The 14010-nt window shown below is 68.9% G+C and carries 13 protein-coding genes; 3 read left to right on the top strand and 10 right to left on the bottom strand.

Annotated features, from left to right (window positions below; translation table 11 throughout):
• Nucleotides 1-4 precede the first annotated feature (4 nt).
• The 4 genes from asnB to rfbC all read right to left on the bottom strand — a co-directional run bounded on the left by asnB (nt 5) and on the right by rfbC (nt 5338).
• Complete coding sequence (gene asnB / locus VIR15_RS19735) at nt 5-1915, bottom strand: asparagine synthase (glutamine-hydrolyzing) (RefSeq protein ID WP_331930933.1); 1911 nt, start codon at nt 1913-1915, stop codon at nt 5-7.
• Nucleotides 1916-1917: 2 nt separating this feature from the next.
• Nucleotides 1918-3258: a glycosyltransferase family 4 protein gene (locus tag VIR15_RS19740; RefSeq protein ID WP_331930935.1), complete on the bottom strand. Its 1341-nt coding sequence runs from the start codon at nt 3256-3258 to the stop codon at nt 1918-1920.
• 14 nt (nt 3259-3272) lie between these two features.
• Complete coding sequence (locus VIR15_RS19745) at nt 3273-4595, bottom strand: nucleotide sugar dehydrogenase (protein ID WP_331930937.1); 1323 nt, start codon at nt 4593-4595, stop codon at nt 3273-3275.
• A 176-nt stretch (nt 4596-4771) separates the two neighbouring features.
• Entirely contained in the window at nt 4772-5338 is a 567-nt protein-coding gene (gene rfbC, locus VIR15_RS19750; RefSeq protein ID WP_331930939.1) for a dTDP-4-dehydrorhamnose 3,5-epimerase, read from the bottom strand.
• Between the two features lie 171 nt (nt 5339-5509).
• Between rfbC and VIR15_RS19755 the strand changes: the two genes are divergently transcribed.
• Nucleotides 5510-6142, top strand: coding sequence for a PIG-L deacetylase family protein (locus VIR15_RS19755; RefSeq protein WP_331930941.1), 633 nt, complete (start codon nt 5510-5512; stop codon nt 6140-6142).
• A 27-nt stretch (nt 6143-6169) separates the two neighbouring features.
• On the opposite strand, the gene VIR15_RS19760 is transcribed toward VIR15_RS19755, so the two are convergent.
• Nucleotides 6170-6889, bottom strand: a complete 720-nt coding sequence (locus VIR15_RS19760) for an SDR family NAD(P)-dependent oxidoreductase (RefSeq protein ID WP_331930957.1) — start codon at nt 6887-6889, stop codon at nt 6170-6172.
• Nucleotides 6890-7021: 132 nt separating this feature from the next.
• On the opposite strand from VIR15_RS19760, the gene VIR15_RS19765 reads away from it, so the two are divergent.
• Nucleotides 7022-8377, top strand: a complete 1356-nt coding sequence (locus tag VIR15_RS19765) for a glutamate-1-semialdehyde 2,1-aminomutase (protein ID WP_331930943.1) — start codon at nt 7022-7024, stop codon at nt 8375-8377.
• Nucleotides 8378-8389: 12 nt separating this feature from the next.
• On the opposite strand, the gene pth is transcribed toward VIR15_RS19765, so the two are convergent.
• The 3 genes from pth to VIR15_RS19780 all read right to left on the bottom strand — a co-directional run bounded on the left by pth (nt 8390) and on the right by VIR15_RS19780 (nt 11194).
• The gene (gene pth / locus VIR15_RS19770) at nt 8390-9025 is read right to left on the bottom strand and encodes an aminoacyl-tRNA hydrolase (protein ID WP_331930945.1); all 636 of its coding nucleotides are present in this window, start codon (nt 9023-9025) and stop codon (nt 8390-8392) included.
• A 68-nt stretch (nt 9026-9093) separates the two neighbouring features.
• Complete coding sequence (locus VIR15_RS19775; protein WP_331930947.1) at nt 9094-9786, bottom strand: 50S ribosomal protein L25/general stress protein Ctc; 693 nt, start codon at nt 9784-9786, stop codon at nt 9094-9096.
• Between the two features lie 382 nt (nt 9787-10168).
• Nucleotides 10169-11194 carry an EamA family transporter gene (locus VIR15_RS19780; protein ID WP_331930949.1) on the bottom strand — a complete coding sequence of 342 codons (1026 nt, stop codon included), beginning with the start codon at nt 11192-11194 and terminating at the stop codon, nt 10169-10171.
• Between the two features lie 39 nt (nt 11195-11233).
• Between VIR15_RS19780 and VIR15_RS19785 the strand changes: the two genes are divergently transcribed.
• Nucleotides 11234-11827: a CGNR zinc finger domain-containing protein gene (locus tag VIR15_RS19785; protein ID WP_331930951.1), complete on the top strand. Its 594-nt coding sequence runs from the start codon at nt 11234-11236 to the stop codon at nt 11825-11827.
• A gap of 7 nt (nt 11828-11834) precedes the next feature.
• Here VIR15_RS19785 and VIR15_RS19790 read toward each other — a convergent pair whose 3' ends face one another.
• The gene (locus VIR15_RS19790) at nt 11835-12815 is read right to left on the bottom strand and encodes a ribose-phosphate diphosphokinase (RefSeq protein ID WP_331930953.1); all 981 of its coding nucleotides are present in this window, start codon (nt 12813-12815) and stop codon (nt 11835-11837) included.
• On the bottom strand, nt 12815-14010 hold a 1196-nt coding region (glmU, locus tag VIR15_RS19795), incomplete at its 5' end, for a bifunctional UDP-N-acetylglucosamine diphosphorylase/glucosamine-1-phosphate N-acetyltransferase GlmU (protein WP_331930955.1). The genes glmU and VIR15_RS19790, both read right to left, overlap by 1 nt.

A 14010-nucleotide genomic window follows, 5' to 3' on the forward strand; every position in this document is an offset into this window, starting at 1 on the left:
CTCGCTAGCCCACCGAGACACCGGCAGCGCGGGCGTTCCGGTACCAGAGCTCGAGGCTGAGCAGTTGCCACACCTGTTTCGCCTCGTCGCGGCGACCGGCGCGCTGGTCCTCGACGAGACGCCGGAGCGGCTCGCTCCGAAGGAAACCCGTCGCCACGAGCTGGCCACCGATCAGGACGTCGTCCACGAGCTCCCGCAGGTCACCGGACACCCAGGCCCGGAGCGGCGCACCGAAGCTCGCCTTGGGACGGTCGATGATCTCGTCGGGCAGCCACGCTCGCGCTGCATCCTTCAGCGCTGCCTTCTGCTGCCGACCACGGATCCGCTCGGAGGCGGGGAGCGAGAATGCCGCCCTGAAGACGGCCGGATCGACGAAAGGCACCCGGACCTCAGTGGAGGCGGCCATGCTCGCCCGGTCGGTGTACGCGAGGTTGAGGCCGGGAAGGAACATCCGGGTGTCGGCCAGGCACATGCGGGCGACCTCGTCCTCCAGGCTGTTGTCCTCGTAGATGCGGCGGTGGCTGTCGATCACCCCGTCGACATGCGCGGCGAGCGACGGGTCCAGCAGGTCCGCCAGCTCGTCCCGGTCGTAAAGGGTGTAGCTGCGGCGGAATGCCTCCTCCTCGGGCAGCTCTGCGAAGGTGAGGAACCGGTGGGCCCACCGCACGGTGCGCAGTCCGCGGCCGGCGAACGCGACCGGGAGTGCCCGCACCGTCGGTCCGACCAGCGAGCGGACCGGCCCGGGCACCCGGCGGTAGCGCGCGCTCATGAGCATCGCCAGGTGCTTGCGATAGCCACCGAAGAGCTCGTCAGCGCCCATGCCCGAGAGGAGCACTTTGACCCCGGCTTGCCGGGCCGCTTCGCACATGAGCAGCGTGTTGATCGCCGCCGGGTCGCCGATCGGCTCATCGAGGACATCGACCATGCGAGGCAGCATTTCGACGACGTCGGGCCGGATCACGATCTCGTGGAGGGGCATCCCGAGGTACGCGGCCATCTGGCGCGCGTAGCGGGCGTCGTCGGGCATCGCCTCGAGCCGGTTGTCCTCCGGGCGGAACGCGATGGTGTAGGCCTCAATGGAGGGGTCGCGATGATGGGCGAGGGCGGTGACGATGCTCGAGTCGAGCCCACCGCTGAGGAAGCACGCAGCGGGCACGTCAGAGACGAGGTGCGCCTCCACCGAGGAGGTGAGCACTTCGCGCAGGTCGACCGCTGGCCCTTGAGCCGCGCGTGCAGCCTCCGCAGCGGCATCCCAGTAGGTTCCGGACGTCACCCTCCCGTTGCGGTGGTACTCCGACCACGTCCCCGGAGGCAGCTTGTGCACGCCACGAACGGGGACGTACTCCTGTGGCACCCAGTAGTAGAGCGCCGAGGCGACCATCGCCGCCGGCTCGATGACCAGCTCGCTGCCCACCGCGGCCAGGAGCGCCTTGAGCTCGGAGGCGAACAGGATGCCCTCTCCCCTGGGCATGACGTAGAGGGGCTTGATCCCGAACGGGTCTCGGGCGAGCGCCAGGCTCCCGGACCTCTCGTCGTGGATGGCGAACGCGAACATCCCGCGAAGGCGCCTCAGTGAGTCAGCGCCCCAGCGCCGCCAGGCCTCGAGCACGACCTCCGTGTCCGAGCGCGTGGTGAATCGGACACCGGCGGCCTCCAGCTCGCGCCGGATCTCGCGGTGGTTGTAGATCTCGCCGTTGTAGGTGAGCGTCAACCCATCCTTGGCGAGCGGCTGGTCGGCGGCGGAGGACAGGTCGATGATGGAGAGGCGACGGTGGCCGAGGACCACCGCGCTGTCGGGGGACACCAGCTCGACGATGCCGCTCGCGTCCGGCCCCCGGTGACCGATGCGGTCGGTCATGGTGCTGACCGCAGTCTTGCCGTCCGGCTGCTGGAAGGCGCCGGCGATCCCGCACATGGTCACGCCTCCGTGGCTGCGAGGTGTCCGACCGACTCCCGCGCCGTGGACGTTTCCGGGGTTTCCGACGTCTTCGGCGTCCCCGTCGCTGACGTCTCCGGAGTGCCGGTCGACGTGCGGATGGGCAGGGTGCGTCCGCGCCTGCGGCTCGCTCGACCCACCAGCTCGTCGTAGATGGCTAGGTAGCCGACCTGCTGGTGCTGCCAGGCCAGCTGCTTCTCGACGAGCTCCCGTCCCCGGCGCCCCATCGCCGCGCGAGCCGGAGCGTCGTCCACCAGGTCGACGAGGGCACGCGCATAGGCGGTGACGTCGTTCGGCTCGACATAGCGGGCGGCGTCCTGCGCCGAGACTCGTGTCTCGGTGAGATCGAACGCCACGACCGGCAGCCCGAAGGACATGTACTCCATCGTCTTGTTCATCGTCGAGACGTCATTGAGCGGGTTGAGCGGGTCCGGGGAGACGCCGACATCCGCAGTCGACAGGACCTCGGCCACCGTCTCGTCCGGAACACGCCCGGGCATCTCCACGAAGTCCTGCAGTCCCAAGCGGTCTCGCTCCGCCACCAAGGCCGCGTGACAGTCGCCGGCACCCATGAAGGTGAAGGAGATGTCGCGTCGGCCCATTGAGTTGACGATGAGGTCAGCCGCGCGCAGCGCGATGTCGACCCCGTCCTGCGGACCCATCACGCCGAGGTAGGCGACGAGGTGCTCTCGGCCACGTCGCAGCTCGGGCATCGCCTCGCGGCGCCGGAGCCGGTTCGGGTCGGGTCCGGTGCGGACGACGGTGACGGACTCCGGCGGGACACCCCCACGGCCGGTTGCGACAGCGGCATACGACTCGTTGGTGGAGGCCACCCGGTCCGCTGCACGGAACGTCTCGCGCTCCAGCCGCAGCAACGCACGGTGCAGCACGCGAGGCCCGTCCGCGAACCGTGAGACGTAGAGCTCCGGGCACAGGTCGTGGTGGTCGAAGACGAACCGTGAGCCATCCCGACGACGCAGCCACCGGGCGAGCGGCCAGAAGATGTCGGGTGGGTTGCATGCCTGCACGACGTCGAAAGCTCCTGCACGCCGCTCCCTGAGCGCAATTCGTGCCGTTGCCAGGAAGGAGTACGCGTACTCGAGCGCGAAGCCGACCGCGGACCCGCCTGGTGCGTAGGCCCGGTAAGGGACGATGCGAACCCCGTCGACGACCCGCTCATCCCAGGTCCCCTCCCCTGCGGGGCAGATCACGGTGACGTCGTAGCCTTCACCGGTCAGCGTTTGGCACTCGAGCCAGACCCTCCGGTCAAACGGCACTGGCAGGTTCTGGACGATGATCAGGACGCGCGGACGGGTGCGCATAGGGCGAATCCTGCTCACCAGCTGACCCCTTCGTATCCCGGGAGGCGTTCGACGAGGTCGCCCAGACGACCATTGGTGTCGAGCACCACTTCTGCGTTCGAGCGCGCCAGCGCACCGAGCACCGCCGGGTGGGAGGACGCGACGATGACGACCTCGGCCCCTTCCAGCGCCTCTTCCGGGCTGTCAGCCAGCAGCCGGTTGACGTGGGCCAGTTTGCTCTGCAGATGGCGCAGGTTCCCGCCCACGAGGCGGTCCGGCCTCACTATCGGATCATAGATGCGCACCTCGAGGCCCTTGCCGACGAGTCGCTCGGCAAGCTCGAGACTGGGACTCTCACGGAGGTCGTCGGTGTTCATCTTGAAACTGAGGCCCAACAGGCACACGTGTCGGTGATCGGTCGCTAGGACCCGGTCCACGACATGGCGGACCACAAGCTCGTTGCTCACGGTGGTTGCACTGATGAGCGGAACGTCGACGGCCATGTGCCGGGCCAGGTGCTGCAGCGCCCGCAGGTCCTTTGGAAGGCAGGAGCCTCCGAAGGCGAACCCCGGGCGGAGGTAGGCCGGCGCGATGTTGAGCTTCCGGTCCTCGCAGAGAATTTCCATCACCCTGCGGGAGTCGACTGCGCACTGGGAGAACACGCGCCCCATCTCGTTGGCGAAGGTGATCTTCACGGCGTGAAAGGCGTTGCACGCGTACTTGAGCGCCTCCGCCGTCGGCACGTCCACGTGATGCACGCCGCAGTCGAGGAAGCCGAACAACTCTGCGAGCAGCTCTCTGGTGTATGGGTCCTCCGAGCCCACCACGACGAAGGGCGGGTTGAAGAAGTCCTCGACGCCGCAGCCTTCACGCAAGAACTCGGGGCACATGGCTGTCTCCACAGACCATCCCGGAGGGAGCCGATCCGGCGCAAAAGCGGGCGCAACGACTGACGCTCCAGTTCCCGGCGGGACCGTCGATCGGATGACCACGGAGTGCACGCCGGAACTCGGGGGCCGGACCCGTCCCATTGCGTCGCGCATCGCGTCGAGGACGCGCGAGACGTATGACAGGTCGGTCTCCCCCCGCATCAGGGAGGGAGTGCCTACGCAGATCAGCGAGACCTCAGCACCGTCCAGCGCGTCTGCCACGTCACTTGTCGCGCGGAGCAAGCCGGCTGCGACGGTTTCTGCCACCAACTCGTCGATCCCCGGCTCGACGACGGGACTGATGCCCCGACTGACGAGCTCCACCTTCGACGCGTCGACATCGACACCGACGACCTCGTGGCCTTGTGATGCCAGTCCGGCAGCGGTGATCGTGCCGACATAGCCAAGTCCGAAAATGGTCACCTTCACGGCAGTTCCCACCCCTCGACGCCCACGCCCCCGCGCTACGTGAGCAGTGTGACCCGCGACACTGACGGGATTCGGGCAAACCTCAGAAGTCGTCCGCCTTATTCAGAAATGTCCGAATTTCCCATCGAGGTCATCACTCTCCCCGAGGCCGTGAATCGTGCACCCGCGGCCGACGATCAGGGTGTCCTAGCCGCGATGCGGCGCAACTGGTCACCGAGTGCGGCCATTGGCGGGGCCGCCCGATCCGCCTCGGAGAGAATGGTGGCCGCCAAAGGCCACGGGATCGCGAGGTCCGGGTCATCGTGGGCGATGGTCAGGTTTTCCGCCGGGTCGTGCTCCCGATCGATCCGGTAGGCCACGTCGGCCGGGTCGGCGAGCGCCTGGAACCCGTGGGCGCAGCCAGCCGGGATGTACACCGAGACCTGGTTGTCCCCATCCAGGTCGAAGGAGAGCCATTGGCCGAAGGTCGGGGACCCTGGCCGCAGGTCCACCACCACGTCGAACACCGCGCCCGAGGAGCATCGGACGAGCTTCCCCTCACCGCGCCCCACCCGCGTGTGCAGCCCCCGGATGACGCCGAGCCGGGATCTGGAGATGCTGTCCTGGAGGAAGGAGTCCGGGTCAACACCTGCCTGCCGGGCCACGGCGGCATCGAAAGTCCTTGAGAAGAAGCCTCGCTCGTCGCGGTGAGGGGTGGGCGCGAAGACCACCACTCCCGGGATCGATGTCTCTCTGAAGTCCACCGCTTCGACCCTCCGCTGCTGGCTTCTGCCGTTCGGAGCCATGTAACACCACGCTGTGCCACCATGGGTCCCGTTCGCCACGAACCGTAGGGGTGTCTGCATGCAGCCTGACCTGGTCCTGATGCCATCGCGGCCAGGCGAGCACCATCTCGAGCACGTCAGCCCCCGCTGATGATCGGCCTCACCACACCGCCGGGACCGCTTCGCGTCCTTGCCCTGGGCGCCCATCCCGATGACATCGAGATCGGTTGCGGTGGAACGCTGCTCAAGATTGCGGGCCGACCGGACATCACCCTGCGCGGCGCGATCCTCACCGGGTCACCCGAGCGGGCGGCTGAGGCGGCGGCTGCCCTGCCCGCCTTCTGCCCGGGCGCGGAGCTCGAGTCGGGCACGCTTCCGGACGGCCGCCTTCCGGGACACTGGGTGGAGGTGAAGGAGTTCCTCCACGACCTCTCGGGTCGGTTCGAGCCGGATCTCGTGCTCTGCCCCAGTGTCGACGACGCCCACCAGGACCATCGCCTCGTCGGACGACTCGCAAGCACGGTGTGGCGCGACCAGCTGATCCTGCAGTACGAGATCCCGAAGTGGGACGCGGACCTGCGACCCCCGACGCACTACGTCGCCCTCTCGGAGGAAGAGGCCAGGCGCAAGGTCGACCTGCTCAACGCGCATTACGCGTCGCAGCTGGAGCGGGACTGGTGGGATGACGAGCTGTTCCTCGGCCTGATGAGACTGCGCGGGGTTGAGTGCAAGTCCCGCTACGCCGAGGCGTTCCACGCGGCAAAGGTCGTTCTCGAGCTCTGACGGCACCCCGGCGTCGCCCAGTACCTCCTAGTACCGCGACGCCGACCGCACGGTGACGTCGGGCACCTCGGTCCCCGGCGGGAGGTTGAGGAGACAGGCGACGACCCGAGCCAGGTCCTCCGACTGCAGCAGCCTCTCGGGGTCGTACGGCTCCCCGCGCTCTGCATAGATCGCCTGCTGCATGGGTGTCGCAGTCCGGCCCCCGTAGACGCTCGTCACACGTACCCCACGCTCGTTCGCATCGAAGCGAACCGAGTCGGCGAGCGCCTTGAGCGCGTGCTTCGACATGGCGTACTCCGCGACGCCCGGCCCGGCGTCGAGCCCGCGGGTCGAGTTGAGGAACACGACCGTCCCACCGGGAGCCATCAGCGGCAGCAGGGCCGCCGTCAACCGGTAGGGGGCGATCGTGTTGACTTCGAAGAGCCGCCTGGCCAGGAGTGCATCATCAGACTGCCGACATGCGGCCGTCGCGATCTGACCGGCACAGTGCACCAGGGCCACGAAGGCGGTCGTCTCTTGCCCGACTGCAGCCACGAGCGAACCCAGGTCCGTGGCGGTGACATCCATTGGCCACGCGCAAATTCGGCCGCGCGCCTCCGCGGCCAGGTCGTTCAGGAGCTCTGCGCGCCTGGCGATGGCCCACACGAGGTAGCCCTCGGCCGCCAGCACCAACGCAATCGCCCGCCCGATTCCGGTGGACGCCCCCGTGACAAGCGCTGCGCGCTGCACCCTTCGGGATGCAGACATCACGTCGCGATACTAGGGGTCAGGTGACGGGTCCGACACGGAATCAACCGTTCTCAGCAATTTCCTGCGGCGCGCATCATGGTCGGTTACCGTCGAAACCATCGCATACACGGCCGAAAGAGCGAAGCGCCGATGCAGTTCTCCAGGTCCAACGAGGCTCAACAGCGCCTGCACCGGATGGTGCCCGGCGGAGCCCATACCTATGCGCGCGGTTCCGACCAGTACCCGGACGACATGGCTCCCGTGCTCCTTCGCGGAGAGGGCGCACGCGTCCTTGATGTCGACGGCAACTGGTTCGTCGAATACGGGATGGGGCTGCGCTCGGTCACCCTCGGCCACGGCTACCAGCCCGTCGTCGACGCCGTGTGTCGCGCTGCCCAGCAGGGTGTCAGCTTCACGAGGCCGAGCCGGTGGGAGCTCGATGCAGCCGAGCGGTTCCTCGATCAGGTGCCGACCGCCGACATGGTCAAGTTCGCCAAGAACGGCTCGGACGCCACCACGGCAGCGCTACGACTGGCCCGGGCAGCGACGGGCCGCGACCTCGTGGCCGTCTGCCAGGACCATCCCTTCTTCTCGACCGACGACTGGTTCATCGGGACGACAGGCATGGCCGCCGGCATTCCGCAGGGGCATCGTGACCTCACGGTGGGCTTCCGGTACAACGACCTGAGCTCCGTCGAGGCCATCCTCGATCGCCATCCCGGCCAGATTGCCGCGGTCTTCCTCGAGCCGGCAACGGCGCTGACAGAACCAGCCGTGGGCTTCCTCCAGGGGCTGCGGGAGCTCGCCGACCGCGACGGCTTCGTCCTTGTCTTCGACGAGATGATCACCGGCATGCGCTGGTCCCTCGGCGGCGGCCAGGCGCTCTACGGCGTCACACCGGATCTATCCACGTGGGGCAAGGCCCTCGGCAACGGCTTCGCCATCTCGGCGTTGGCCGGGCGACGGGAACTCATGGAGCTCGGCGGGCTCAACACCGACCGCTCCCGCGCCTTCCTCCTGTCGACGACGCATGGCGCCGAGACCACCGGCCTGGCGGCCTACCTGGCTGTCAACGATGCCTACCGCGAGCGCGACATCGTGGCCATCATGGAGGCGCAGGGCGAGAAGCTTCGTGAGGGCTTCATGCAGGTCGCGCGGGCGCACGGCGTGGAGCAGCATGTCTTCGCCGCGGGACGCCCCTCGTGCATGGTGTTCGTGACAAAGGATGCTGCCGGGGAGCCGTCGCAGGCCTACCGTGCCCTCTTCCTGCAGGAGCTCCTCCGGCGGGGAGTGCTGGGTCAGTCGCTCGTCATCTCGGCGGCCCACACGGACGACGACATCCAGCAGACGGTCGAAGCCGTGGACGGCGCGCTCACCATGTATGCCAAGGCTCTCGGGGCGGGATCGACAATTGGCCTGCTCGAGGGCCGCCCCGTCGCGCCCGCGATCCGAGAGTTCGCCCGCCCCCGGGGGCTGGCTCGCGAGGGCGCCGTGCAGCAGCAGTGACGGGCCGCGGCGTCAGCGCGGCGCGTGGAACCGCTGCTGGGCGTCGACCAGGCCCACCTCGACGAGCGCCTCGATCGCGTCAGCGGCCTCGTCGAGCAGCAACGGCAGCTCCGCCTTCTCTGCCTTCGAAAAGTCCTTGAGGACATACTCTGCCGGGTCCTGGCGACCGGGCGGCCGACCGATGCCGACCCGCACGCGCAGGTAGTCCTTGGACCCGATCGACTGGCTGATCGAACGCAACCCGTTGTGGCCCCCTTCGCCACCACCGCGCTTGAGCCGCACGACACCGGCCTCGATGTCGAGCTCGTCGTGGACGACGATGAGGCGCTCGACCGGCACGTCGAAGTACTTCATCAGCCCGGCGACCGGGCCACCTGACACGTTCATGTAGGTCAGGGGGACGGCCAGGACGAGCTTCGGGCCCGGCACGCGCAGCCGCATCTCGACGACCCGCGCGCGGGCCTTGTGCACCTTGAACGCGGCCGCCCCGTCGGCGCCCCGACGCCGAGCGGCCAGTCGGTCGACCGCGTGCGAGCCGAGGTCGTGGCGCGACGCGAGCCCGTCGACGACCATGGCGCCCACGTTGTGGCGGTTACCGGCGTAGTTCGCGCCGGGGTTGCCCAGTCCGACGACGAGCCAGGTATCCATGGCCTCCCTCGCTCGATGGTGCGGCTGATCCGGCACCGACAATTGTCGGCGCCGGATCAGCAAACGACTCAGGACTCGCTGGACTCGGAAGCACCCTCGGCCGGCTCGCCCTCCGCAGCCGCCTCCCCTGCGGCAGCCTCCCCGGCCTCCTCGCCGGCAACCTCGTGCTCGATGCCGGCCTCGGCCTCCGCCTCGGCGAGCTCCGCCTCGAGGGCCTCCTCCGAGATGGCCTGCGTCACGTTGACGACGAGCGCCTCCGGGTCCGTGACGAGTGTCGACCCCTCTGGCAGCTGCACGGCTCCGGCGAGGATCTGCGTGCCGGCCTGGAGGCCCTCGACCGAGACGACGACGTTGTCGGGGATGTTCGTCGCGAGTGCCTCGAGCTGCAGGGTGTTGTGGTCGAGGGTGACGAGAGTCTCGGGGGCAGCCTCGCCCTCGAGGTGGACCGAGACGTCGACGGTGACCTTCTCGCCCTTACGGACGACGACGAGGTCGACGTGCTCGATGACCGGCTTGATCGGGTCCCGCTGCACGTCCTTGGCCAGGGCGAGCTGCTCGTCGCCGTCGATGACGATGGTGAGCAGCGCGTTCGTGTGCTTGAGCGCCTGGAACGTGTCGTGTCCCGGGAGCGAGATGTGGACCGGCGCGGTGCCGTGGCCGTACATGACGGCGGGGATGTTGCCGGCGCGCCGGATCTTGCGGGCGGCGCCCTTGCCGAACTCGGTGCGCTTCTCGGCAAGAAGCTTGGTGGCGTCAGACACGGGTACTCCTGAAGTCTCGGTGGTGAGCTGCGGTGTGGGCCTCGACGCGGGACGGTGCGCGGGTGGCTCGCGGTCCGCACGCACGCAGGCGGACCGGACCGGAGTCCAGGGTCCACCGCGTCGATCACGGACCCGCGGCCTTCCAGCCGTGCAACGTCCCTCGCCGAGGCAACCCGTCGATCTTACCGATGGCCGTGGCTGGCACGAAATCGATGATGCCGTATGCCGCTGAGCCCGCTCCCACACAGCCGCCCGCTCCCAGCCCTCCCGCACCCACAACTCCGCCCGGGCGAAGCTGGTGCGGGCGAAACCGGGCCGCACCCTCCGGAACTTCGCCGGGCGAGGATGAGGCGCGCGGGCTCAGCAGCTGTGGCGCTCGGGCTCAGGAGCCGTGGCGCACGGGGTCCTGTCCCAGCGCTCCGGTGGGCAGCAGCTCGGCGGCGTAGTCCTCCTCGTCGGTCGCACCCACGCCGACCCGTTCCGGACCGAGGTTGGCCTGCCCCCGCGCCTCGTCCGCACGGACCGCGACGAGACCGGCCACGATGAGCACGCCTCCGACGAGCTGGATGGGCGTCGGCAGCTCGGCGAGGACCAGCCAGGCGAAGAGCACGGCGAAGAGCACCTCGGAGAGGGCGACGAAGGACGCCACCTTCGCGCCCAGCATGCGGACCGCTGCGACACCGGCGACATAGGCGAACGCCGCCGCGACGATCGAGATGACGAGGATCGGCACCCACCAGGGCACCGACGCCGACCCGACGACCACCGTGGACGCACCACGGGTCGTGTCGAGCACCCCGACGAGCGCGGCGCCCCACAGCACGACGGCGCCGACGGTGAGCCCCGATCCGGCTAGAGCGATCGGCGGCAGCTCCTCGTCGACCTGGGCGGTGATGAGGAAGTAGAGGACGAGCGACACGGCAGCGGTGAGGCCCCAGAGAACGCCGGCGGTACTCAGGTGCATCCCGCCCAGGACGTCGAGCACGAGCATGAGGCCGGCCATGGCGAGGATGACGCCGATGACGGTGAGCCGACGAGGCGCGTGGCCGTGCCGCAGCCACAGCCAGCCGACGATGAGCACGGGGGCGAGGTACTCGAGCAGCAGCGCCACACCGACGGACAGGTGGCTCACCGCGTTGAAGTAGGCGAGCTGGCAGCCGGCGACCCCGGTCAGCCCGTAGCCGATCACGAGACGCGCACTGCGACGCAGCACCCCCCATCGACCGCGGAGCACCCAGAGGGTGGGCAGGAGAAGGACGACCGCTGCAATGGTGATGCGGAGCGTGACGACCGCGCCCGGCGACCAGCCCCCGATGAGCAGCGACTTGGCGAAGGCCCCTGACGTCGCGAAGGCCGCCGACGACGCTATCGCCGCGCCGAGGCCGAGGAGCGGATGGCGGTGTGCCACGGGAGATCCTCCCTGTCAGGAGCAAAACGGTTTAGACTCATGACGGTACCGATCGCCGATGTCAGGAGTCAAGAGTTGTTCACCCATGACGCCGAGGACGCCCTCCTATGGGGCGCCGAGCTGGTCAACACGATGCCCGGCTCGGTCCCGGGCGACTCGTCGCCCGACACCCTGACGACGATCGAGGACCTCGACGCGTTCTTCACGAGCCTGCCCTGGACGGGCCGCTTCGACCGCGACCCCGCTGAGCTCGAGGCGGTCCGCGACCTCCGGCCGCGGCTGCGCCGGTTCTGGGAGTCGAGCGAGGCGGAGGTCGTGACGATGGTCAACGACCTGCTTCGTGAGGCCGGCGCCGTCCCCCAGCTCGTCGACCACGATGGCGTCGGCTGGCACGTCCACGCGACGCCCCTCGAGGCCCCGCTCGCCGAGCGCATGGCCGTGGAGTTCGCCTTCGCGATGGTCGACGTCGTCCGAGCGGGCGGGCTCGACCGGCTCCGGGTCTGCGAGGGCGACGACTGCGACGACGTCGTCGTCGACCTGTCCAAGAACCGGTCTCGGCGCTACTGCGACGGCGGCTGCGCCGCCCGCGCGCACACCGCCGCCTACCGCGCCCGCAAGGCCCGTCGCGCCTGACGAGTCGTCAGGCCTTGCCGTCGAAGAGCTTGGTGACGGAGCCGTCCTCGAAGACCTCGCGGATCGCCTGCGAGACGAGCGGCGCGATGGACAGGACGGTGAGCTTGTCGAACCGCCTGTCGTCGGGGATCGGCAAGGTGTTGGTGAGGACGACCTCCTCGACCTTGCACGCCTTCAGGCGGTCGACGGCAGGGCCAGACAGGATCCCGTGAGTCGCGGCGATGATGACGCTCTGGGCACCCTCCTCCATCAGCGCGTCGGCGGCCTTGGTGATCGTGCCGGCGGTGTCGACCATGTCGTCGACGAGCACGCAGACGCGACCCTTGATCTCGCCGACGACGCGTTTGGCGACGACCTCGTTGGGCCGGTTGATGTCCCGGGTCTTGTGGATGAAGGCGAGAGGCACGCCGCCGAGCCGGTTCGACCAGTCCTCGGCGACCTTGATGCGGCCGGCGTCCGGGGAGACCACGGCGAGGTCGAGGTGGCCGTACTTGTCCTTGACGTGCTTCGTCAGGATGGGCAGCGCCATCAGGTGGTCGACCGGCCCGTCGAAGAAGCCCTGGATCTGTGCGGTGTGCAGATCGATGGCCATCAGGCGATCCGCCCCGGCAACCTTGAAGAGGTCGGCCATGAGGCGCGCGGAGATGGGCTCACGGCCGCGGTGCTTCTTGTCCTGGCGGGCGTAGCCGTAGAAGGGCAGCACGACGGTGATCCGCTTGGCCGAGGCGCGTTTCAACGCGTCGACCATGATGAGGTGCTCCATGATCCACTCGTTGATGGGTGCAGTGTGGCTCTGGATCACGAAGGCGTCGCAGCCTCGGACGGACTCCTCGTAGCGAACGTAGATCTCGCCGTTCGCGAAGTCGTAGGCGCTGGTCGGGACGAGCTCGGTGCCGAGCGCGTCGGCCACCTCCTGGGCGAGCTGCGGGTGGGCGCGACCGGAGAACACCATGAGGTGCTTCTCGGTCATCTTGTTGATCGAGCTCATCACTCGTCGCCCTTCGTCTCCGCCGCGGCGCGCGCAGCGTCGGCCATCTTGGTCCCGGCGAAGCGACGAGCGACCCAGCCGTCGATGTTGCGCTGGTGCGCCCGGGTCACGGCCAGCTGCCCGGGCTCGACGTCGTTGATGACCGCCGACCCCGCGGCGATGTACGCACCGTCCCCGATGCTGCGCGGCGCGACGATGACGGAGTTGCTCCCGACGAACGCCCCCGGACCGATGTTGGTGTGCCCCTTGGTGACGCCGTCGTAGTTGGCGAAGATCGTTCCGGCGCCGATGTTGGCACCCGCCCCGATCGTGGCGTCACCGCAGTAGGTCAGGTGCGGCACCTTCGCGCCGGTGCCAATAGTGGCGTTCTTGGTCTCGACGAAGGCGCCGATCTTCCCTTGGGCTCCGAGGTTGCTGCCGGGGCGCAGGTAGGAGAACGGGCCGACCTTGGCTCCCGCCCCGATGACGGCGAGCTCGGCATGCGCGCGCACGACACTCGCCTCGTCGCCGACCTCCACATCCTTGAGGGTGGTGTCGGGTCCGATGACGCACTCGGCCCCGATGGTCGAGGCGCCGTGGATCTGGGTGCCCGGGTGGATCACCGTGTCGGGTCCGATCGTGACGTCCGCGTCGATCCAGGTCGTGGCCGGGTCGATGACGATCGCGCCGTCGCGCATGGCCTGCTCGACCGTCCGCCGGTTCAGCTCGGCACCGAGGCGGGCCAGCTGGACCTTGTCGTTGACACCCTCGGTCTGCCAGAGGTCGTCGATGAGGTGGGCATGCACTCCGAGTCCCCGCCGCGTACAGATGCCGACGACGTCGGTGAGGTACTTCTCCCCCTGGGCGTTGTCCGTCCCGACCTCGCCGAGCGCCTCCCGCAGGAACTCCAGGTCGAACGCGTAGATCCCGGAGTTGACCTCGTGGATCGAGCGCTGCTCCTCGGTGGCGTCCTTCTGCTCGACGATCGCGGCCACGGCGCCATCCGGTCCGCGCACGATCCGGCCGTAGCCGGTCGGGTCGTCGAGCAAGGCCGTGATCATGGTGACCGCGTCGGCACCCGCGTCGTGCACGTCACTGAGCCGGTTCAGAGTCTCGGATGTGAGCAGCGGCACGTCGCCATAGGTCACGAGGACGGTGCCGGTCAGGTCACCGGGGAGCGACTCCAGGGCGCACTCGACGGCCCGGCCGGTCCCCT

Origin of the sequence: Intrasporangium sp. (assembly GCF_036566125.1) — a bacterium.
Lineage (GTDB): Bacteria > Actinomycetota > Actinomycetes > Actinomycetales > Dermatophilaceae > Intrasporangium.

Coding starts and splice junctions, on each gene's coding strand:
- asnB (WP_331930933.1), bottom strand. CDS start 1,915: ATGTGCGGGATCGCCGGCGCCTTCCAGCAGCCGGACGGCAAGACTGCG.
- VIR15_RS19740 (WP_331930935.1), bottom strand. CDS start 3,258: ATGCGCACCCGTCCGCGCGTCCTGATCATCGTCCAGAACCTGCCAGTG.
- VIR15_RS19755 (WP_331930941.1), top strand. CDS start 5,510: ATGATCGGCCTCACCACACCGCCGGGACCGCTTCGCGTCCTTGCCCTG.
- VIR15_RS19760 (WP_331930957.1), bottom strand. CDS start 6,889: ATGTCTGCATCCCGAAGGGTGCAGCGCGCAGCGCTTGTCACGGGGGCG.
- VIR15_RS19765 (WP_331930943.1), top strand. CDS start 7,022: ATGCAGTTCTCCAGGTCCAACGAGGCTCAACAGCGCCTGCACCGGATG.
- pth (WP_331930945.1), bottom strand. CDS start 9,025: ATGGATACCTGGCTCGTCGTCGGACTGGGCAACCCCGGCGCGAACTAC.
- VIR15_RS19785 (WP_331930951.1), top strand. CDS start 11,234: ATGACGGTACCGATCGCCGATGTCAGGAGTCAAGAGTTGTTCACCCAT.
- VIR15_RS19790 (WP_331930953.1), bottom strand. CDS start 12,815: ATGAGCTCGATCAACAAGATGACCGAGAAGCACCTCATGGTGTTCTCC.